Raw genomic sequence first — 21356 nt, forward strand, 5'->3', positions numbered from 1 at the left:
GCGCTAGAAGCGCTCGCTGGCCCGCAGCAGGCGCCACTGTCCCGGCGCCAGCCCTGCCAGCGGCACGCGCCCGATGCGCAGGCGGCGCAGGCCGACCAGCCGAAGGCCGGCCCGGTCGCACAGTTCGGCGATGCGGTGCGCGTCGGCGCCGCCGATCACGAGGCGAAGTCCCGTGGTGCCGCCACCCTGGCGCGCCAGGCTGGCGGCGGCAGGACGCAGCGCCGCCAGCTGCGCCGGCTGCGGCTCGCCCTGCACCTCGGCCAGGAATTCGTGTTCCACCAGCCCCGCCTCGTCCACCAGCCGGCGCCAGACGCCGCGAACCTGCGTGTGGACGACCAGCCCGCTGGCCGCATCGCCCAGCGCAGCGGCGCAGTGCTGCTGCATGAACAGGCCCGGTGCCGTCGGCGCCTGCGGATGGGCATCGACACGCTGGTCGACGGCCCAGTCCTGCGCATCGGCGCGCGCGCCGGCGGGCTTGTGCCACAGCAGCGTGGCCGGTGGCAAGGGACGCGGCTGGGCCTGTTCGTCGACCTCTACCTGCTGGCTTGGTGTGACGCGCTGCTGCGGCGCGACGGCCGGCAGGCCGTCGATGCGCACCGCGCCCTGGGCGATCAGCATTTCGGCATCGCGCCGCGAGCAGCCGCGCAGGGCCGCCACGCGCTTGGCCAGGCGCTCGCCGTCGTCATCCCTCATGGGTGCCGCAGATGCCGCGCCCGGGGGGGACCGCGGGTTCCGGGGCGGCGCGCCGTCAGGCCGGGCGGCGCGCACGCGGGGCGGGCGGTTCGCGTCGCCGCTCATTCGGGGTCGAAGCGCGAAGGCTGCGGCGCGGGCTCGGAGGCGCGCACCAGGATGCGCTCGATGTGCGCCTCCAGCGAGCGCGCGGCCACCGGCCACAGGTGGCGCGGCGTGTCGGCATAGGCGATCTCCAGCCAGTCCTGCGGCGTGCCGCTGGGCTTTTTGCGCATGGCGGCGGCGATCTTCGCCTCGCGCTGCAGCCGGTGCGCCTTGAGCCGGGCGATGGCCGTGCGCGCCGTGCCCAGCACATAGCCGTGCGCGGGCAGGATGTGCTCGACATGGAAGGCGGCGCAGGCCTCGTCCAGCCGGTCCAGCGATTCGAGGTAGTCGCTCATGTTGCCGTCCGGCGGATCGATGACGGTGGTGCTGCCGTTGAGGATGTGGTCGCCGGAGAAGAGCAGGCCGTCCTCCTCCAGCACCAGGCAGAGGTGGTTGGCCGCATGGCCGGGCGTGTGGATGACGCGCAGCGTGTGCACCACGCGCTGGCCGCTGCCATCGTCGGCGGGCGCACCTTCGAGCTTGAGGCTCTCGCCATCCGCCAGCGCGCGGTCGGGCGTGAAGCGCGATGTGGGCCTCGCCGTGGGCGCCGAGGGCAGTCCGAGGATGGGGGGGCGCCGCTCGCACAGCGCCTGCAGCGGCTGCGCGCCGGGCGAGTGATCGGCGTGCGAATGGGTGCAGACGATGGCACGGATGTCGCCGTGCGTGGCGCGCCAGAGCCGGCCGATGTGGTCGAAGTCGTTGGGCCCCGGGTCGACCACGATGTAGCCGCTTTCGCGATCGCCCACGATGTAGGTGTTGGTGCCGGGCCCGGTCATCACGCTGCCGTTGGGCGCGGTGAGGCGCTGCACGTTGCGCAGCAGCGGCACGGGCGCCTCGTGCTGCCAGTCGAGCGGGTGGCCCATCTGGCCGTCGGGGCAGACCAGGGCCAGTTCCCCAAAGGGCGCCTCGTGCTCCATGTAGCGCGCTTCCTCACCCTTGAGCAGACCGGCGCGCGGGCAACTGCTCCACAGCGGACGCTCGCCGGCGCAGGCTTCGAGCACGGCATGCACGCTGGCGTAGGTGGCCAGCCGCTGCAGCGTTCGGATGGTGGGGAAGATGATGTCGAAGCGGCCGGCGGCATGACGTTCCAGCGCATCGGCGGGCCGGACCCAGCAGGGCTCGAACTGTTCGGACTCGTCGGCCAGCGGCGTCTGTCCGGGCGGCATGCGCGCCACCAGGAAGAGCACGTCGAAGCGCTTGGGCAGGTCCCGGTCGGTGATCCAGTGCGCGAAGGCGAACACCCGGTCGGTGGCCAGCCGCAGGCCGCGCTGCGCGCACTGCTGGGCGAAGGGCACGGCGGGCGGGGTGTCGCGGTCCATGGTGGCGACCTCGGCCGCGCTCACGGGCCGGCCGTCGGCATGCTCGGCCAGCAGCACACCCAGTTCCTCGAAGGCCTCGCGCACGGCGGCGATGGCATGGGTCAGCTGCACGCGCGGCTGGGTGCGGCGGCGCAGGGCGATGCGGCGGGCCTCGGTGTCCTCGTCGTCCACGCGGCCGCCTGGGAAGACATAGGCACCCGGGGCGAAGCTGGCGGTGGGCGACCGCCGGGTCATCAGCACCTCGAGTCCCAGCTCGGTATCGCGCAGCAGCAGCACGGTGGCGGCCGCACGCGCGGGGGCCGGTTCGCGCGGGGGATGGAGTTGCTGGGAGAGCCGGGGCATCGGTGCATTATCAGCAGCGCGGTGCAGGCGCGCATGGTCGCGTTCCCGGGCCGGCCGAGGCGATGGCATGATGGGCGCTTTGCCTCGAAGTCGGCCCGTGCCTTGCGGCATGGTCGGCGCTGCCGGCGGGATGCGCCAGGCCCGGGGCACCGAGGAGAGCCGGATGGATCCGATACGCGCCATGGACACCGCCTGGCTGCTGCGCCGCGTGCGGCCGATGGGCGGCGCTGCGGTCGATGTGCTGGTGCAGGAGGGTCGCATCGTCGCCGTCGGCCCCGACCTCGCCCCACCCCCCGGCACGCCTGAGGAAGAGGGCGGCGGCGCGCTGCTGCTGCCTGGCCTGGTGGAGTCGCATACCCACCTCGACAAGACGCTCTGGGGCCTGCCCTGGTACCGCAATGCCGTCGGCAACCGGCTGATCGACCGCATCGACAACGAACGCGAGTTCCGCGCGGCGAGCGGCCACGACGCCGCCGTGCAGTCGATGCGCTTGGCCCGGGCCTTCCTGGCCGCAGGAACCACGCGGCTGCGCAGCCACGTGGACATCGACACCCAGGCCGGCCTGCGTCACCTGGCTGGCGTGCAGCGCACCGCCGAGGCGCTCGCACCCTGGCTGCAGATCCAGACCGTGGCCTTTCCGCAGTCCGGCCTGCTCGGGCGGCCCGGCACGGCCGACCTGCTGGATGCGGCGATGGTCGAGGGGGCCGATGTGCTGGGCGGGCTGGATCCCTGCGCCATCGATGGCGACCCGGTGCGCTCGCTCGATGTGCTCTTTGGCCTGGCCGAGCGCCATGGCAAGCCGCTCGACATCCACCTGCATGAGCCCGGTGCCATGGGCGCCTTCTCGCTGGGCCTGATCCTGGAGCGCACCGCCGCCCTTGGCATGCAAGGCCGCGTGGCGGTCAGCCATGCCTTCTGCCTGGGCGATCTGCCCGCGACCGAGGTTCAGGCCCTGCTGGCGCGCCTGGCCGCGCTGGACGTGGCCCTCATCACCAGCGCGCCGCCGTCGCGGTCCGTGCCGCCGCTGCTGGCCGCCCGCGCCGCCGGCGTGACGGTGGCGGGCGGCAACGACGGCATCCGCGACACCTGGACGCCCTACGGCCGCCCCGACATGCTGGCGCGCGCCATGCAGATCGGCCTTCGCTACAACCTGCGCCGCGATGACGAGATCGATGAGGCGCTGGACTGCATCACTGCGGACGGCGCCCGGGCCTGTGGTTTCGACGGGTACGGCCTTTCACCCGGCTGCCGGGCCGACCTGGTGCTGGTCGAGTCCGAGACCGTGGCCGAAGCGGTCGTGGCCCAACCGCCGCGCCGGCTGGTGGTGGCAGGCGGACGGATCGTTGCCCGCGACGACCGGCTGCTGCCCGGTCTGCCCGGCGAAGAGGCTCGGCCGGCCGAGCCCATGCCGCTCTTGTGACGGCAGGCCGCCGCCGATAATCCGCCGATGCGAATCCGCTTCACCAAGATGCAGGGCGCGGGCAACGACTTCGTCGTGCTCGACGAGACCGCCGGCCACCTCGGCCTGACGCCCGGCCAGTACCGATTCCTGGCCGACCGCCACTTCGGCGTGGGTGCCGACCAGATCCTCAGCGTACGGCCCTCGCCCGCTGCGGGCGTGGACTTCCAGTACGTCATCCACAACGCCGATGGCGGCGAGGTCGAACAGTGCGGCAACGGCGCCCGCTGCTTCATGCGCTTCGTGCGCGAGCGCGGCCTGACCGACAAGGACGTGGTGCGGGTGCAGACGTTGTCGGGCGTGATCGCCCCGCGCATGACGGCCGACGGCCGCGTCACCGTCGACATGGGCCCGCCGGTCTTCGAGCCGGCCCGAGTGCCCTTCGACACCGCGGGCCTCGATCCGCAAACCGACGGCGGCTGGCACACCTGGCATCTGGCGCTCTCCACCGAGGCCGATGGCCCCATCGTGCCGGTGGCCGTGCTCTCCATGGGCAACCCGCATGCCGTGCAGCTGGTGGACGACGTCGAGACCGCACCGGTGGCCGAGCAGGGCCCGCGCATCGAGCACCATCCGCGCTTTCCTCAGCGGGTCAACGCCGGCTTCCTGCAGGTGGTGGACCGCACCCATGTGCGCCTTCGCGTGTTCGAGCGCGGCGCGGGCGAGACGCTGGCCTGCGGGACCGGTGCCTGCGCGGCGGTGGTGGCCGGCATCCGCCTGGGCCGTCTCGACCGACGCGTCGACGTCGAGACCCGCGGCGGCATCCTCACCATCGAATGGGCCGGCGGCGAGGCCGACCCGGTGCTGATGACCGGTCCCGCCGTCACCGTCTTCGCGGGCGAGATCGACGTGCCCGACGAACTCTGAACCTTTTCCTTTCTCTCCGGTGCGGCGCCGAACGCCCCGCACCCACCGACCGCCCGCCGCTGCCATGAACCCCATCACCGAAGACGACATCGCCAACTACCTGGCCAACACGCCCGACTTCTTCGAGCGCCACGCCCAATTGCTGGCCGAAGTGCAGCTGACCAGCCCGCACGGCCAGCGTGCCGTGAGCCTGCAGGAGCGCCAGGCCGAGATGCTGCGCGAGAAGATCAAGGCGCTGGAACACCGCATCATGGACATGGTGCGCCACGGCACCGAGAACGTGGTCACGGCCGACCGGCTGCAGCGCTGGACGCTGTCGCTGCTCACCTGGCGCGACCTGCGCGGCCTGCCCTGGGAGATCATCAAGGGCCTGCACCAGCAGTTCATGGTGCCGCAGACGGCCATCAAGCTCTGGGACCTGGACCCGGCCTATGCCGGCGAGGGCTACACCCAGGGCGTGAGCGAGGACGTGAAGGCGCTGGCCACCTCGCTGACCACGCCCTACATCGGACTCAACGCCGGCTTCGAGGCCACGGCCTGGCTCAACGAGCCACAGCAGGCCCAGTCGCTGGCGCTGATCCCGCTGCGCACCGCCGCCGACGCGCCCGCCTTCGGCCTGCTGGTGCTCGCTTCGCCCGATCCGCAACGCTACAACGCCGAGATGGGCACCGACTTCCTGGAGCGCATCGCCCAGCTGGCCTCGGCCGCGCTGTCGCGCCTGCGCGCTTGAGGCATCCGGCGCGCGGCGGAGGCTGGCGTCGGGTGGGGCTCGTCCTTGCCGTCCTGGGCCTGGTGGCGGGCGGGGCGATCCACATCATGGTGAAGCGCCATGGCGCGCACGTGCTGGCGAGCCCGCCCGCGCAGGACGCCGATGCCGCGCTGGTGCTGGGCAACCGGGCCTTCGTCGACGGCGCGCCCAATCCCTGCCTGGCCTCGCGCGTCGATGCGGCCGTGGCGCTGGCCCGGGCGGGCCGCGTCAAGCTGCTGGTCATGACCGGCGGCGTGGACCATGAAGACGGCCGCATCGAGGCCGAGGCCATGGAGGGCCTGGCCCGCGCGGCGGGCTACACCGGCCCGGTGCTGCGCGAATCCGCCTCGCAGTCGACGCGCGAGAACCTGCGGCTCTCGCGCCCGCTGCTCGAAGCCGCCAGCGTGCGGCGCGTGATCGTCGTCACCGAGCCCTCGCACCTCTGGCGCACCCGCCAATTGGCCCGTGGCAGCGGCTTCGAGGCCGCCTTCGACGTGCAGTACGCCGCCGCCCCCGCGCCCTGCCGGCGCTGGGACCGCGCCGCGCGTGCGTCGCTGCGCGAGGTGGCGGCTGTCGTCAACAATGCCCTCCGTGGTGACTACTGATCCTTCGTCCGCCGCGGACGCCGACCGCGCCCTGGTCGACCGCTACCTCGCCCACGTGCGGGTGGAGCGCCGGCTCGCCGAGCGCACGGTCGAGCTGTATGCGCTGCACCTGGCCGAGTTGCTGAAGCGCGCGGCCGATGCCGGCCTGCCGCTGCAGCGCGTGGCCACCGCCCACATCCGGCGCTGGATGGCCCAGTTGCACGGCGCCGGCCGGGCGCCATGCGGCATCGCGCTGGTGCTCTCGTGCTGGCGCAGCTTCTACCGCTGGCTGGGCCGCGAGGGCCTGGTGCCGGGCAACCCGGTACAGGACGTGCATGCGCCCAAGGCGCCGCGGCCGCTGCCGAAGGCGCTGGGCGTGGACGATGCCGTGCGCCTGGCCGAGCACCAGCGGCCCGAGGCCGATGCCTGGACCGAGGCGCGCGACCGCGGCATCGTCGAGCTGCTCTACGGCTGCGGCCTGCGCGTGAGCGAACTCACCGGCCTGGACCGTGACCCTTCCGCCGAAGCGCGCGGCTGGCTCGACCTGCCGTCGGCCGAGGTGCATGTGCTTGGCAAGGGTGGCAAGCGGCGCAGTGTGCCGATGGGCGGCCCGGCCGTGCAGGCCGTGGGCGCCTGGCTGGAACAGCGCGCGCTGCGCCCAGTCGATTCGCCCGCGCTCTTCGTCGGCCTGCGCGGCGGCCGCTTCGGCCCGCAGGCCGTCTGGCAGATGCTGCGCGCCCGCGGCATCCAGGCCGGCGTGGCCGCGCCGGTGCATCCGCACATGCTGCGCCACTCCTTCGCCAGCCACCTCCTGCAATCCAGCGGCGACCTGCGCGCCGTGCAGGAACTGCTGGGCCACGCGAGCATCTCCACCACCCAGATCTACACGCGGCTGGATTTCCAGCACCTGGCCAAAATCTATGATGCGGCCCATCCCCGCGCGCATGCGCGGGGCGACAGCGAGGACTGAGTTCGAAGAGTCGTGCCTGGGAGGGCCTCGATATGAAGATGACGCCGGTGATTGCCGTGCATCTCGCCTGCGCGGTGGGTGCGCTCTTTTTGGGCCCGGTTGCCATACGGGCCCGATGGAGGCGACGGCCACAGCCGCGCATGCATCGCGCCTTTGGCTACGCATGGATCACGCTGATGCTCATGACGGGGCTCTCGGCCCTCTTCATCCGCGACTATGCATTGCCCAATGTCGCCGGCTACACGTTGATTCACTTGCTGGTGCCCGTCAGCTGGATCGCCATGTTTCTGGCTTTTCGCTTCCTGCTGCGGGGGCAAATCGCGGCACACCGCGGCACGATGATCGGCACCTATGTTGGCGCTTGCTTGGTGACCGGTGCCTTCACACTGTTGCCGGGCCGCTATCTCGGCGACCTGATCTGGACGCACTGACGACATTGCCTCGGCCGGCGCGGGGGCGCCCCGACAATAGGCGGTCCATGAAAACACTCCGCCTCAAGCCCGGCAAGGAGCGCTCGCTCCAGCGCCGCCATCCCTGGATCTTCGACGCCGCCATCGCCAAGGGCGGCGGCGATGCGGGTGAGACGGTGCGCATCGAATCGCACGACGGCCGCTTCCTGGCCTGGGCGGCCTGCAGCCCGGCGTCCAAGATCCGCGCCCGCGCCTGGAGCTTCGACGAGGGCCAGCGCATCGACGCCGCCTTCTTCGCCGCCCGCTGCCGGGCCGCCGTGCAGGCGCGCGGGCTGTTCGACATCGCCAGCGACGGCCAGCGCCTGGTGCACGGCGAGGCCGACGGCCTGCCCGGGCTGATCGTGGACCGCTATGGCGACACGCTGGTGGCGCAGTTCTTGTCGGCCGGCGTCGAGCGCTGGAAGGCCGTGCTGGCCGATGCGCTGCTGGCCGCCACTGGCCTGACGAAGCTCTACGAGCGCTCGGACGCCAGCGGCCGCGAGCGCGAAGGTCTGCCGCCGGTCACCGGCTGGTTGCACGGCGAGGGGCCGACCGAGATCACCATCCAGGAGCACGACTGGCGCCTGAGCCTGGACGTGGCCACCGGCCACAAGACCGGCTTCTACCTCGACCAGCGCGACAGCCGCCGGCGTTTTTCGGAGCTGGCGCGGCACCGGCGCTTCGCCCGCGTGCTGAACTGCTATTGCTACACCGGCGGGTTCACCGTCGCCGCGGCGCAGGGGCTGGCGGCGGCGGGTGCGCTGGAAGGCGCGGAACTGGTTTCCGTCGATTCGTCACAGCCGGCGCTGGACCGGGCGCGGGCGCACCTCGCGCTGAACGGCTTCGAGTCGGCCAATGCCCAGTTCCTGGATGCCGACGTCAACCAGACGCTGCGCCGCTTCATCGAGGAAGGACGGCAGTTCGACGCCATCGTGCTCGACCCACCCAAGTTCGCGCCCACCGTGGCGCATGCGGACCGCGCCGCCCGCGCCTACAAGGACATCAACCGGCTGGCCTTCAAGCTGCTGCCGCCGGGCGGCGTGCTGCTGACCTTCTCATGCTCGGGCGGTATCGGCGCCGACCTGTTCCACAAGATCGTGGCCTCCGCCGGCATCGACGCCGGCGTGGACGGCTACATCGCCGAACGCCTGGGCGCGGCGCCCGACCATCCCATGACCATCGAATTCCCCGAGGGCGAGTACCTCAAGGGCCTGGTGGTGGTGCGCAAGTAGCCGCACCCGCAAAGAGCGCCAGCCGGCCGAGTTTTTGCGGCCGGCCTAAACTTTCGCCCCTTTCCCGTTTCCACCGTCGTCCCGACATTCCCGGAGCGTTTCCATGGCCCTCATTCCCGCCACCATCCTCACCGGCTTCCTCGGCTCCGGCAAGACCACCCTGCTCAAGCGCGTGCTGACCGAGTCGCACGGCCACAAGATCGCCGTCATCGAGAACGAGTTCGGCGAGGAGAACATCGACTCCGACATTCTGGTCACCGAGTCGAAGGAGCAGATCGTGCAGATGAGCAACGGCTGCGTCTGCTGCACCATCCGCGAGGACCTGCGCGAGGCGCTGCAACTGCTGGCCGCCAAGCGCCGCAAGGGCCTGCTGGACTTCGACCGCGTGATCATCGAGACCACCGGTCTGGCCGACCCCGGCCCCGTGGCCCAGACCTTCTTCATGGACGACGAGATCGCCGAGAGCTACCTGCTCGACTCCATCGTCACGCTGGTCGATGCCAAGCATGCCGCGCAGCAGCTCAACGACCGCCAGGAGGCGCGCCGCCAGGTGGGTTTCGCCGACCAGATCTTCCTGTCCAAGACCGACCTGGTGAGCGCCGAGGACACCGACGCGCTGATCCACCGCCTCAAGCACATGAACCCGCGCGCGCCCATCGAGAAGGCGCACTTCGGCGAGGTGGCCATCGCCAAGGTGCTGGACCTGCGTGGTTTCAACCTCAACGCCAAGCTCGACATCGACCCCGACTTCCTGAAGGCGGACGACCACGCGCACGACCATCACGACCATGACCACGAACATGGCGAGCACTGCGACCATCCCTCGCACCAGCACGACCATGGGCACGGCCACCACCATCACGTGGACGACGACGTCAAGAGCTTCGTCTATCGCGCCAGCCGGCCCTTCGATCCGGCGCGGCTGGAAGACTTCCTGGGTGCCATCGTCAACATCTACGGCCCGCGCATGCTGCGCTACAAGGGCGTGCTCGACATGAACGGCACCCAGCGCAAGGTGATCTTCCAGGGTGTGCACCAGCTCATGGGCAGCGACCTCGGCCCCGAGTGGGGCGAGGGCGAGGCGCGCGAGAGCCGCATGGTGTTCATCGGCATCGATCTGCCCCGTGACATCCTGGAGCAGGGCCTCGATCAATGCCTGGTGTAGGACGTTCGCGCTAGCCCGATCGCCGTCACCTTTTTGCAAGGTGCTTTCTCTATACAATCGCGCGCCTGTTCCGGACGCCACCCTCGGCGATGCCGGGTAGGCAGGGAAGACCGCAGCCAGTGAAGGAGCCCGCCACGTGAAGAAAACCGCCCCGGCCAGCGCCGGCCTCGATGCCAAGACGCCGGTCGCCGTCGATGCAGTGCCGTCCCCCGATGCATTGCCTCCGCGGGCGCGTCCTTCGGCCCGGCTGTCGCAATTGACCGTTCCGTCCATGCCTCAGGCGGTGGCCTCCACCGCGCCCAAGGCCAGTTTCTCAACGACCATGTCCACGGCCCTCGTTCCCCCGCCCCTCCTGTCCGTCAAGAAGGACCCCAAGCTCGCGAACAACTGGAAGACCAAGCCGGTCGAGGAGTTGACCGATGCCGAAGTCATCGCGATGCCCGACAGCGAGTACATGAACGACACGCAGCTGGCCTACTTCAAGCGCAAGCTGCAGGAGCTCAAGCAGGGCATCCTCGACAACGCCGGCGAGACCACCGAGCACCTGCGCGAGGACACCGTGGTCGTGCCCGACCCGGCCGACCGCGCCACCATCGAGGAAGAGCACGCCCTGGAGCTGCGCACCCGCGACCGCGAGCGCAAGCTGCTCAAGAAGATCGAGCAGTCCATCGCCCGCATCGATGCCGGCGACTACGGCTACTGCGATGAGACCGGCGAGCCCATCGGCGTGGGCCGCCTGCTGGCCCGTCCGACGGCCACGCTGTCGCTCGAAGCGCAGCAGCGCCGCGAGCTCAAGCAGAAGATGTTCGGCGACTGAGTCCGCGCGCTCTTCCCTTCACCTTCTCTCGCACGACGGGGCATGTCCAAGGACGAGACCGGAGGCCTGTTCTCCAAGGTCGCCAAGTTCGTGCGCAACCCGCTCAAGGACTGGTCCGAGCTCGAGGATGCGCCGGGCGGTTCGATCGAACCCGGCTACAGCCGCGAGGCGCTCAAGGAGCTCATGGAGCGCCGCCAGCGCAACGACTTCGTGCGTCGGCGCGAGTTCGACATGCTGCGCAAGCTGCGTCAACGTGGCGGCGCCGAAGATCCCGGCAACATCTCCTCGTCGCTGCCTTCCAGCGACCGTCCCACCGACCGGCGGGCGCTGACGCTGCGCAAGATCGACGAGATCGAGGCGCAGATGTCGCAGCAGTGGTGGACCTCCGAGTCCTCGGCCACGGGCCCTGGGGGCGTGGGCGAGACATCCCCGGGAGGTACGCAAGCGCCGGATGCCTCGCTGGCCGAACACCATGCGCGGGCCTATGCCGACACGGCGCCGGTCGTGCCGACCGACCTGCAACCGCCGCGCGAAGCCGCCCCACCCGTGCCGCATGCGATGGCACCGCTGGCCTCGGCCGACCCGCCGCCGGTGCCTGGCGAAACACCGCGGCTGGCGTTCGACACGCCGCTCGAGGAGGCAGCCGTCCGCTTTGCCCAAGGCGATGACGCAGGCGCCGAAAGCGCGCTGCGCCAGGCCCTGGTGCCGGGCAGTGCCTTCGCCGACCAGTTGCAGACGTGGCGGGCACTGCTCGATTTCTACCGCGCAACGGGCGATGCGGAACGTTTTGCCGAGGCGGCAGTGCCCTACGCCGAGCGCTTCGGTCTGCCGATGCCCGTCTGGGTGTCCCTGCATGCGCTCGCACGGGAGGCGAGGACCGGCGAGGTCGCCCAGCGTCTCGACGCGCGGGCAGCCGCCGATTGGGAGGCGCCGGCCCGGCTCGATCGCCCGGCGCTTCTGGCGCTGACCCAGGCGCTGTCGCGCGCCAAGGGCAACGTGTGGCGCCTGGATTGGCGGGGGCTTCGCCAGATCGAGGCCGACGCGGTGCAGCCGCTCACGACGCTGGTCACCCACTGGGCCCTGTCGCCGGTGCAGATGGGCTTCATGGGCACCGAGCGCCTGCTGGACGTCCTGACCGCGGCCACGCCACTGGGCGAGCGGGGGGTGGACGCCGGCTGGTGGAGCCTGCACCTGGCCGTGCTGCGCCTCTTGAACCGGCTCGACGAATTCGAGCTGGTGGCGCTCAACTACTGCATCACCTACGAGATCACGCCCCCGTCCTGGCAGGCGCCGCGCGGCACGGTGGCCGAGATGGGGGACGCGATCGTCCCCAGCGCCCGCGGCGCCCTGGAGCCTGTGGCGACACGCGGTGCCGTGCTTGCGGGCGAATTGGCCGGTGCGGACAGCCTGCCCTGGCTGCGGATCGAGGAGGCGCTCGACCGGCCCGGCGCTGCGCCCGAGATCGACTGCACGGCGCTCGTGCGCATGGACCTCGCGGCGGCCGAGGCGCTGCGGGCGCGCCTGGGCGCACGGCCCGGCCTGCGGCTGTTGGAGGTGCAGGGCGTCCTGGCTGAATTCCTGCGTCTGACGGGCGTCGACCGCTGCGCCGTGGTCACACCGCGCGCGGGCTGACGCGCGCGGTCGGCTCAGGCCGCCAGCGCCACACGCTGCCGAAAAAAACGCGCCGGCGCCCTTGCGCCGCCCAGGAACGTCCCCACGTGCCTGCGATGGAACAATTTCATGGAACCACCATCATCAGCGTGCGCCGCAGCACGCCGCAGGGCGAGCAGGTCGCCATCGGCGGCGACGGGCAGGTGACGCTGGGCAACATCGTGTTCAAGGGGTCGGCGCGCAAGGTGCGCCGTCTGTACCAGGGCAAGGTGCTTGCCGGGTTCGCGGGGGCGACGGCCGATGCCTTCACCCTCTTCGAGCGGTTCGAGGCCAAGCTGGAGAAGCACCAGGGCCATCTCACCCGGGCGGCCATCGAACTCACCAAGGACTGGCGCACCGACCGCGTGCTGCGTCGTCTGGAGGCGATGCTGGCCGTGGCCGACCACACCACCTCGCTCATCATCACCGGCAATGGCGATGTGCTGGAGCCCGAGCAGGGCATCGTGGCCATCGGCTCCGGCGGCGCCTATGCCCATTCGGCCGCCAAGGCGCTGGTCGAGAACACCGAGCTGTCGGCCGAGGACGTGGTGCGCAAGTCGCTGGAGATCGCCGGGCAGCTGTGCATCTACACCAACATGCACCACACGATAGAAAAACTTTGACCACCCCCAGGCTGCGCGCTTTGCGCTCCGCCAACCCCCTGCGAGGGGGCGCCGCCCGCGGCCTGGCGAAGCCAGTTCCGCGGCGGCTGCTGGCGTGGCCTGCTCCGCGGCCGTCTGACTGCGCCAAGGCGCATCTTCTTCCGTGCCGTGTGCGGCGCGTGCTTCATTGAATGGATAGGAACCCGATGTCCGCCATGACCCCCCAGGAAATCGTGTCCGAACTGGACAACCACATCGTCGGCCAGAAGGAAGCCAAGCGGGCCGTGGCCATCGCGCTGCGCAACCGCTGGCGTCGGCAGCAGGTCGACGAGAAGCTGCGGCCCGAGATCACGCCCAAGAACATCCTCATGATCGGCCCGACCGGCGTGGGCAAGACCGAGATCGCCCGCCGGCTGGCGCGGCTGGCGGACGCGCCCTTCATCAAGGTCGAGGCCACCAAGTTCACCGAGGTGGGCTATGTGGGCAAGGACGTGGATTCGATCATCCGCGACCTGGCCGAGGTCTCGGTCAAGCGCACCCGAGAGGCCGCGGTGGCCAAGGTGCGGGTACGCGCCGAGGACGCGGCCGAGGAGCGCATCCTCGACGCGCTGCTGCCCGCCGCCCGCGATGCAGAAGGCCGCGCCGTGGCCAGTGACAGCGCAAACGCCACCCGCCAGGCCTTCCGCAAGAAGCTGCGCGAGAAGGAGCTGGACGACAAGGAGATCGAGATCGAGGTGGCCGAGGCCCGGCCCACGATGGAGATCATGGGCCCCGCGGGCATGGAGGAGATGGCCGAGCAACTGCGCGGCATGTTCAGCCAGATGGGCCAGGGCCGGCGCAAGACGCGCAAGCTCAAGATCGCCGAGGCGCTGCGCCTGCTCACCGAGGAAGAGGCCGGCAAGCTGCTGAACGAGGAGGAGATCCGTGCCCAGGCACTGGTCAATGCCGAGCAGAACGGCATCGTCTTCATCGACGAGATCGACAAGGTGGCGACCCGCAGCGAGGCGCAGGGCGCCGACGTGTCGCGCCAGGGCGTGCAGCGCGACCTGCTGCCGCTGGTGGAGGGCACGGCCGTCACCACCAAGTACGGCGTGGTGCGCACGGACCATATCCTGTTCATCGCCAGCGGCGCCTTTCATCTGGCCAAGCCCAGCGATCTGATCCCGGAGCTGCAGGGCCGCCTGCCGATCCGGGTGGAGCTGCAGTCGCTGTCGGTTGCTGATTTCGAGAGCATCCTCACCCAGACCCGCGCCTCGCTGGTCAAGCAGTATGAGGCGCTGCTCGCCACCGAGGGGGTGACGCTGGCGTTCACGCCCGACGGGATCACGCGCTTGGCGACCATCGCCTTCGAGGTCAACGAGCGCACCGAGAACATCGGCGCGCGCCGCCTGTCGACCGTGATGGAGCGGCTGTTGGACGAGGTGAGCTTCGACGCCGCCAAGCTGTCCGGCCAGACCGTCAGCATCGATGCCGCCTATGTCGATGCACGCCTGGACATGCTGAGCAAGGACGAGGATTTGTCGCGTTTCATCTTGTGAGCTGAAACGTAAAGCTTCCTGACATTACCGAGGCCCGGGGTGGCAACGCTCCGGGCTTTTGTCATTGATGAGGGCGCAGACCTACGCCAGCTCACGCGGAACTTCCACAGTGATGGCTAAGTGCTTATTTAGCAACGAGAAAAAGAGCCGGATGTAGCGGGAAAGTTGTGCTCTAAGTCCTTGATTCCATTACAAAAAATACCGCGTAACAGCGGCAGGAAGCCGGTTGTTTCCTGCTACAGTGCAAAAAAGTGCAGGAAAGTGGGAAAACGTGGGTTAGGCCCCGTCCTACTCGGCAGTTCGCCGGCCGCTTTTTTGGGAGTCAAGGGCTCGTGTTTCAGGGCACGTCATCGCTGAATCTGGATGCCAAGGGGCGGCTGTCGATGCCTGCCCGGTATCTGGACGCCCTGCGCACGGAAGCCGGTGGCCAGATCACCGTGACCCGCAATCCCGACGGCGGCCTGAACCTGTATCCGCGCCCGGTGTGGGAGGAAGCGCGGGCCAGCCTGGCGGCCCTGCCGTCCTCCGAGCAATGGCTCAAGCGCTTCTACCTGGGCAGCGCCTCCGATGTGGAGCTCGACGGCACGGGCCGTGTGCTCATCTCCCCCGAGCTGCGCGAGCTGGCGGGCATCACCCGCGACGTGCTGCTGCTCGGTGTGGGCCATCGCTTCGAGCTGTGGGACAAGGCGGCCTACCAGGCCAAGGAAGCGGCGGAGATGATGGAGAACATCCGCAACTCCGAAGCGGCCCGGATGCTCAAGCTGTGACCGACATGGCTGCATCCTTCCTCCACACCACGGTCCTGCTCGAAGAGGGCGTGGCAGCCGTGCTCGGCCATGCGCCAGCGGCCGACGGCACCTTCGTGGACGCGACCTTCGGCCGAGGCGGCCATTCCCGCCGGCTGCTTCAAAGGATGGCACCCGGGGCCCGGCTCATCGCCTTCGACAAGGACCCGGAGGCGGTGGCCCAGGCCGGGGAGATCGCGGATCCGCGCTTTTCCATCCGGCACCAGGGCTTCGCCCACCTGGGGGAACTGCCACCCGGCAGTGTGGCCGGGGTCTTGATGGACCTCGGCGTCAGCTCTCCCCAGATCGACAACCCCGCCCGGGGTTTTTCTTTTCGTTTGGACGGCCCGCTCGACATGCGCATGGATCCCACGCGCGGCCAGAGCGTGGCCGACTGGCTGGCCACAGCCGAACCACAGCAGATTGCAGAGGTGATCCGTGACTATGGCGAAGAACGGTTTGCTGTTCAGATTGCAAAGGCGATTGCTGCTCGCCGACAAGAACGGGGCGCAATTTCAACCACCGCCGAGCTGGCCGAGCTCGTGGCTGGCGCGGTCAAAACCCGCGAGCCGGGCCAGAACCCTGCAACGCGCACATTTCAGGCTCTTCGGATTTTCATCAACGCCGAGCTTGAAGAGCTGCAACAGGCGCTGAGCGCCAGCCTGTCGGTGCTGGCGCCGGGCGGCCGGCTGGCGGTGATCAGCTTCCATTCGCTGGAAGACCGCATCGTCAAGCAGTTCATCGCCGAGCATTCGAAGGAGGTCTACGACCGCCGTGCCCCCTTCGCCGCGCCCAAGCCCATGAAGCTGCGTGCGCTGGAGCGCATCAAGCCTTCGGTCGAGGAGGTGGCAGCCAATCCGCGCGCGCGCAGCGCAATCCTGCGTGTGGCCGAGCGCACGGACGTGCCCCACGAGATGCAGGGCCACGCCGACGACGCGCGCCGGTCCGGGAGGTCGCGTTCGTGATCACCCGCCTGAACCTGTTGCTCATGCTGGCCGTGATCGGCACCGCCTTGCTGCTGGTGCACACCCAGTACCAGTCGCGCCAGCTCTACGGCCAGTACTACCGCGCCCAGGCCGAGGCCCGCACGCTGGAGACCGAATACGAGCGCCTGCAGGTCGATCGCCGTGCACAGGCCACGCCGCTGCGCATCGAGACGCTGGTCAAGGACAAGCTCAAGATGCGCACCACCACGCCCGCCATCACGCTGTACGTGCGGGCGGATGGCACGGTGATTCCCGCCGTGCCGCCGGCACCGCCCGTCGTGCCCGCCGGCGCGCCCGCTGCTGCAGCCAGGAGCACCCGATGAGCCGCGGCCCTTCCGTCCGCTACACCACGAGCCCGCTGCTGGCGAGCAAGACGCCTGTGTGGCGCAGCAAGTTCATCGTGGCCGCCATCGCGCTCGGCTTCGTGGTGCTGGCCGGTCGCGCGGCCTATGTGCAGGTGATCGGCCAGGATTTCTTCCAGCGCCAGGGCGAGGTGCGTTTCACCCGCACCATCGAACTGGCCGCCAGCCGCGGCCGCATCCTGGACCGCAACGGGCTGATCCTCGCCTCCAGCGTGATCGCGCCCAGTGTGTGGGCCATTCCGGAAGACATCGACCGCAACGACCCCGAGACCCGCACCAAGCTGCGCCGGGTGGCCCAGTTGCTGGGCATGAAGCAGCAGGACCTGGACAAGAAGCTGGCCGACGAGGACAAGAGCTTCGTCTGGATCCAGCGCCAGGTCGACGAGCCCATCGCCAAGGAGATCGCCGCCCTGGGCGTCAAGGGCCTCTATCAGACCCGCGAATACAAGCGCCAGTACCCCGAGGGCGAATCGGCCGCGCACGTGGTGGGCTTCACCAACGTCGAGGACCATGGCCAGGAAGGGATCGAGCTGGCCTTCGACAAGGACCTCGGCGGCAAGCCCGGCTCGCAGCGCGTGATCAAGGACCGCCTGGGGCGCGTGGTCGAGGGCGTGGGCGAGCGCCTGCCGCCGCTGGATGGCAAGGACATCCAGCTGTCCATCGATTCCAAGGTGCAGTTCTTCGCCTACCAGAAGCTGCGCGATGCCGTGACCAAGCACCGCGCCAAGGCCGGCAGCGTGGTGGTGCTCGACGCGGTGACCGGCGAGGTGCTGGCGCTTGCCAACTATCCGAGCTACGTGCCCGACAAGCGCCGCAACCTCACCGGCGAGCAGTTGCGCAACCGCGCCATCACCGACACCTTCGAGCCCGGCTCGACCATGAAGCCGATCACCGTGGCCATGGCGCTGGAGGCCGGCCGCGTCAAGCCCAGCACCATCATCGACACCACGCCCGGCCGCTACCAGATCGGCGGCTTCACCATCAGCGACACCCACAACTACGGCGTGCTGACGGTGGAGGGCGTGATCCAGAAGTCCAGCAACGTCGGCGCCCTCAAGATCGCGCAGAAGATGAGCCCGAGCGAGATGTGGGAGACCTACACCGCGCTGGGCTACGGCCAGAAGCCGCAGATCACCTTCCCCGGCGCGGCGCCCGGCCGCCTGCGTCCCTGGAAGACCTGGAAGCCCGTCGAGCAGGCCACCATGGCCTACGGCTACGGCCTGTCGGCCTCGCTGCTGCAGATGTGCCACTCGTACACCGCCTTCTCGCACGACGGGAAGGTGCTGCCGCTGACCATGCTCAAGAGCAGCGACGCGCCTCCCGGCGTGCGCGTGTTCTCGCCATCCACGGCCGCGGCGGTGCGCAAGATGCTGCAGATGGCCGCCGGCCCCGGCGGCACGGGCCAGCTGGCACAGACGGTGGGCTACTCGGTGGGCGGCAAGTCGGGTACCGCGCGCAAGCAGGTGGGCAAGGGCTATGCCGCGGGCAAGTACCGTGGCTGGTTCACGGGCATGGCGCCCATCGACAAGCCGCGCATCATCGTGGGCGTCATGATCGACGAGCCGAGCGACGGCAACTTCTACGGCGGCACGGTGGCCGGCCCGGTGTTCAGCGAAGTGGTGCAGCAGACGCTGCGCATGATGAACGTCGCGCCCGACCTGGCCGTCAAGCCGCTGGTGCTGACACAGGGTGTGGACGAGAGCTTCTGATGACGCTGCACCGTCTCCACTCCCCCGACGAGGCCGCCGCCTGGCTGTCCGCGCGCGTGCGCGGGCAACTGCAGGTGGACAGCCGCGCCGTGGGCGAGGGCGACGGCTTCATCGCCTGGCCGGGCGCGGCCACCGACGGCCGGCGCTTCGTGCGTGCGGCGCTGGCGCAGGGCGCGGCTGCCTGCCTGGTCGAGGCCGAAGGCAGCGAGACCTACGATTTCGCGGATGAGCCGGCCGTGGCCGCCTACGACGGCTTGAAGGCCGCGACGGGCCCCATCGCCGCCGCGTGGTGCGGCCGGCCGGCCGACGCCATGACGCTGCTGGCCGTCACGGGCACCAACGGCAAGACCTCCACCGCCTGGTGGCTGGCCCAGGCGCTCGAAGGCAGCGCCTTCGGCCCCTGTGCCGTTGCCGGCACGCTGGGCATCGGCGTGCCGCCGGCCGTCGACTACAACGGCCTGACCACGCCCGACCCGGTGACGCTGCACCGCGCGCTGCGCGACCTGGGCGCCAAGGGCGTCAAGGCGTGCGCCATGGAGGCCTCGTCCATCGGCATCGCCGAACGGCGCCTGGATGGCCTGCATTTCGAAGTGGCGGTCTTCACCAACTTCACCCAGGACCATCTGGACTATCACGGCGACATGGCGAGCTACTGGGCTGCCAAGGCCGAGCTGTTCCGCTGGCCGGGCCTGCGGGCGGCGGTGATCAACATCGATGACCCGCAGGGCGCACGTTTGGCGGGCGAGTTGCTGGACACCGGCCTGACCGGGCTGTGGACCTGTTCCGCCGCCGGTGCGCCCGCGCGCCTGTCGGCCCGCGATGCAGGGCATGGGCCGCAGGGCCTGCGCTTCCAGGTGGTGGAGCAAGGCGGTGCCGAAGCCATGGTCGCGACCACGCTGGTGGGTGACTACAACGTGGCCAACCTGTTGGGCGTGATCGGCACGCTGCGCGCGCTTGGCATGCCGCTGGGCGACGCGGCCGCGGCCTGCGCCCGCCTGAGCAGCGTGCCCGGCCGCATGGATGTCGTCGCGGCCGAGGCCGGCCTGCCGCTGGTGGTGGTCGACTATGCGCACACGCCCGACGCACTGCAGAAGGCCTTGGCCGCGCTGCGTCCCTTCGCCTTGGCGCGCGGCGGCCGGCTGTGGTGCCTGTTCGGCTGCGGCGGCGACCGCGATGCCGGCAAGCGCCCGCTGATGGGCGCCGTGGCCGAGCGGGGCGCCGACCGCGTCGTCGTCACCAGCGACAACCCGCGCAGCGAATCGCCGCAGGTCATCGTCGACCAGATCGTGGCGGGGCTGTCCGCACCGCAGGCCGCGCACGTCGTGGTCGACCGTGCCGCCGCCATCGCCGAGGCCCTGGCCGAGGCCGCCGCGCAGGACGTGGTGCTGCTGGCCGGCAAGGGCCATGAGGACTACCAGGAAGTCGCCGGACGGCGCCTTCCCTTTTCCGATCGCGCCCAGGCGCAGGCGGCGCTTGCTGCCAGGAGCCGGTCGGCATGAACGCATCGATGGAATCTCTTTTCACGCTGTCCGAAGCCGCCGGCTGGGTGCCGGGTGCGCGCGTGGTCGGTGAGGGCAGCCGCGCCGTGGCGCGGGTGCACACCGACTCGCGCACGCTGGCCGCGGGCGACCTTTTCGTCGCGCTGCGCGGCGAGCGTTTCGACGCGCACGACTTCCTGCCGCAGGTGCAGGCCCAGGGTGGCATCGCCGCCGTGGCCGAGCCCGGGCGTCTGGCGCCACTGGGCCTCGCCGGCCTGGAAGTGCCCGACACCCTGGCCGCGCTGGGCGCCATTGCGGCCGGCTGGCGCGCCCGCTTCACGCTGCCACTGGTGGCCGTGACGGGCAGCAACGGCAAGACCACGGTCACGCAGATGGTCGCGTCCATCCTGCGCGCCGCCGCGCCGCAGGCCAGCCTGGCCACGCAGGGCAACTTCAACAACGAGATCGGCCTGCCGCTGACGCTGATGCGCCTGCGCACGGAGCATCGCCTGGCCGTGGTCGAGCTGGGCATGAACCATCCGGGCGAGATCGCGCGGCTGGCCGCCATCGCCCGTCCGACGGTGGCGCTGGTCAACAACGCGCAGCGCGAGCATCAGGAATTCATGGCCACGGTCGAGGCGGTGGCGCGTGAGAACGGCTGCGTGCTGCAGGCCCTCGCGGCGGGCGGCACGGCCGTCTTTCCGCATGGCGACGACTACACGGCGCTGTGGCGCGGTCTGGTGCCCGCTGGTGCCACCTGCCTGCTGTTCGGCGAATCGCCCGAGGCCGATGTCTCGCTGGCCGAGGCCGAATGGGACGGCGAGGCCTGGCGCTTCGCGGCCCACACACCCGCCGGCGACGTGCAGGCGCGCCTGGCCATCCCCGGCCGGCACAACCTGCGCAATGCGCTCGCGGCCACTGCCTGCGCTCTCGCGGCCGGCGTGCCGGTCGACACGATCGGCGCCGGTCTGTCGGCCTTCGAGCCCGTCGGCGGCCGCTCGCGGGCCCAGCTCCTGCGGCGCGCCGACGGCAGCCGCCTCACGCTGGTGGACGACAGCTACAACGCCAATCCCGATTCCGTGCGTGCCGCCATCGATGTGCTGGCCGAACTGCCCGGCCCGCGCCTGCTGGTGCTGGGCGACATGGGCGAGGTGGGCGACCAGGGCCCGCGCTTCCACGCCGAGGTGGGCGACTGGGCGCGCCAGCGCGGCATCGACGCGCTGTTCGCGCTGGGCGAGGCCAGCCGCCACGCGGTGGAGGCCTTCGGCCCGGCCGGCCGTCATTTCGAGGCCGTCGAGACCCTCAACGCCGCGGCGCTGGCCCAGGCCGGCGCTGCATCGAGCGTGCTCGTCAAGGGTTCGCGGTTCATGAAGATGGAGCGCGTGGTGCAGGCCCTGGTGGCTGGCGTCGCCGGTTCGCACAACAACAAGGAGGCCGGTCATGCTGCGTGACACGGACGC

Annotated in this window: 20 protein-coding genes; 18 read left to right on the top strand and 2 right to left on the bottom strand. The window is 70.4% G+C overall.

Going from position 1 to position 21356, the window contains the following annotated elements; translation table 11 throughout:
- Positions 1-3 precede the first annotated feature (3 nt).
- Both BXA03_RS19430 and BXA03_RS19435 read right to left on the bottom strand, forming a co-directional pair.
- A complete protein-coding gene (locus BXA03_RS19430) occupies positions 4-693 on the bottom strand; it encodes a S4 domain-containing protein (RefSeq protein ID WP_076510850.1) in 690 nt (229 codons plus the stop codon).
- Between the two features lie 101 nt (positions 694-794).
- Positions 795-2495: an MBL fold metallo-hydrolase gene (locus BXA03_RS19435; RefSeq protein ID WP_076510851.1), complete on the bottom strand. Its 1701-nt coding sequence runs from the start codon at positions 2493-2495 to the stop codon at positions 795-797.
- Between the two features lie 163 nt (positions 2496-2658).
- Between BXA03_RS19435 and BXA03_RS19440 the strand changes: the two genes are divergently transcribed.
- From BXA03_RS19440 to murF, 18 genes are all read left to right on the top strand, one after another.
- Positions 2659-3915 carry an amidohydrolase family protein gene (locus tag BXA03_RS19440; protein WP_234983756.1) on the top strand — a complete coding sequence of 419 codons (1257 nt, stop codon included), beginning with the start codon at positions 2659-2661 and terminating at the stop codon, positions 3913-3915.
- A 27-nt stretch (positions 3916-3942) separates the two neighbouring features.
- Positions 3943-4821: a diaminopimelate epimerase gene (gene dapF, locus BXA03_RS19445; RefSeq protein WP_076510852.1), complete on the top strand. Its 879-nt coding sequence runs from the start codon at positions 3943-3945 to the stop codon at positions 4819-4821.
- Between the two features lie 64 nt (positions 4822-4885).
- Positions 4886-5551 (top strand): DUF484 family protein, encoded by a 666-nt coding sequence (locus BXA03_RS19450; protein ID WP_076510853.1) that lies wholly within the window; start codon positions 4886-4888, stop codon positions 5549-5551.
- Between the two features lie 32 nt (positions 5552-5583).
- Positions 5584-6174 carry a YdcF family protein gene (locus tag BXA03_RS19455; protein ID WP_076510854.1) on the top strand — a complete coding sequence of 197 codons (591 nt, stop codon included), beginning with the start codon at positions 5584-5586 and terminating at the stop codon, positions 6172-6174.
- Entirely contained in the window at positions 6152-7123 is a 972-nt protein-coding gene (locus BXA03_RS19460) for a tyrosine recombinase XerC (protein ID WP_076510855.1), read from the top strand. The genes BXA03_RS19455 and BXA03_RS19460 overlap by 23 nt, the downstream gene beginning before the upstream one ends.
- 32 nt (positions 7124-7155) lie before the next feature.
- Entirely contained in the window at positions 7156-7554 is a 399-nt protein-coding gene (locus tag BXA03_RS19465) for a DUF2306 domain-containing protein (RefSeq protein ID WP_076510856.1), read from the top strand.
- Between the two features lie 47 nt (positions 7555-7601).
- The gene (locus BXA03_RS19470; RefSeq protein WP_076510857.1) at positions 7602-8804 is read left to right on the top strand and encodes a class I SAM-dependent rRNA methyltransferase; all 1203 of its coding nucleotides are present in this window, start codon (positions 7602-7604) and stop codon (positions 8802-8804) included.
- A gap of 103 nt (positions 8805-8907) precedes the next feature.
- Positions 8908-9969: a CobW family GTP-binding protein gene (locus BXA03_RS19475; RefSeq protein WP_076510858.1), complete on the top strand. Its 1062-nt coding sequence runs from the start codon at positions 8908-8910 to the stop codon at positions 9967-9969.
- A 199-nt stretch (positions 9970-10168) separates the two neighbouring features.
- A complete protein-coding gene (gene dksA / locus BXA03_RS19480) occupies positions 10169-10786 on the top strand; it encodes an RNA polymerase-binding protein DksA (protein ID WP_076510957.1) in 618 nt (205 codons plus the stop codon).
- A gap of 42 nt (positions 10787-10828) precedes the next feature.
- Positions 10829-12418 (top strand): hypothetical protein, encoded by a 1590-nt coding sequence (locus BXA03_RS19485; protein ID WP_076510859.1) that lies wholly within the window; start codon positions 10829-10831, stop codon positions 12416-12418.
- 95 nt (positions 12419-12513) lie between these two features.
- Positions 12514-13059: an ATP-dependent protease subunit HslV gene (gene hslV / locus BXA03_RS19490; RefSeq protein WP_076510860.1), complete on the top strand. Its 546-nt coding sequence runs from the start codon at positions 12514-12516 to the stop codon at positions 13057-13059.
- A 185-nt stretch (positions 13060-13244) separates the two neighbouring features.
- The gene (hslU, locus tag BXA03_RS19495; RefSeq protein WP_076510861.1) at positions 13245-14576 is read left to right on the top strand and encodes an ATP-dependent protease ATPase subunit HslU; all 1332 of its coding nucleotides are present in this window, start codon (positions 13245-13247) and stop codon (positions 14574-14576) included.
- 332 nt (positions 14577-14908) lie between these two features.
- Positions 14909-15343, top strand: coding sequence for a division/cell wall cluster transcriptional repressor MraZ (mraZ, locus tag BXA03_RS19500; protein WP_076510862.1), 435 nt, complete (start codon positions 14909-14911; stop codon positions 15341-15343).
- A 5-nt stretch (positions 15344-15348) separates the two neighbouring features.
- Positions 15349-16326: a 16S rRNA (cytosine(1402)-N(4))-methyltransferase RsmH gene (gene rsmH, locus BXA03_RS19505; protein WP_076510958.1), complete on the top strand. Its 978-nt coding sequence runs from the start codon at positions 15349-15351 to the stop codon at positions 16324-16326.
- Entirely contained in the window at positions 16326-16670 is a 345-nt protein-coding gene (gene ftsL, locus BXA03_RS19510) for a cell division protein FtsL (RefSeq protein ID WP_076510959.1), read from the top strand. The genes rsmH and ftsL overlap by 1 nt, the downstream gene beginning before the upstream one ends.
- Complete coding sequence (locus BXA03_RS19515; RefSeq protein ID WP_076510863.1) at positions 16667-18418, top strand: peptidoglycan D,D-transpeptidase FtsI family protein; 1752 nt, start codon at positions 16667-16669, stop codon at positions 18416-18418. Before ftsL ends, BXA03_RS19515 begins: the two co-directional genes overlap by 4 nt.
- A complete protein-coding gene (locus tag BXA03_RS19520; RefSeq protein WP_076510864.1) occupies positions 18418-19917 on the top strand; it encodes a UDP-N-acetylmuramoyl-L-alanyl-D-glutamate--2,6-diaminopimelate ligase in 1500 nt (499 codons plus the stop codon). The genes BXA03_RS19515 and BXA03_RS19520 overlap by 1 nt, the downstream gene beginning before the upstream one ends.
- Positions 19914-21347: a UDP-N-acetylmuramoyl-tripeptide--D-alanyl-D-alanine ligase gene (gene murF, locus BXA03_RS19525; protein WP_234983757.1), complete on the top strand. Its 1434-nt coding sequence runs from the start codon at positions 19914-19916 to the stop codon at positions 21345-21347. The genes BXA03_RS19520 and murF overlap by 4 nt, the downstream gene beginning before the upstream one ends.
- Positions 21348-21356: the final 9 nt, after the last annotated feature.

This window comes from Pseudacidovorax sp. RU35E (genome assembly GCF_900156165.1).
Classification (GTDB): domain Bacteria; phylum Pseudomonadota; class Gammaproteobacteria; order Burkholderiales; family Burkholderiaceae_C; genus Xenophilus.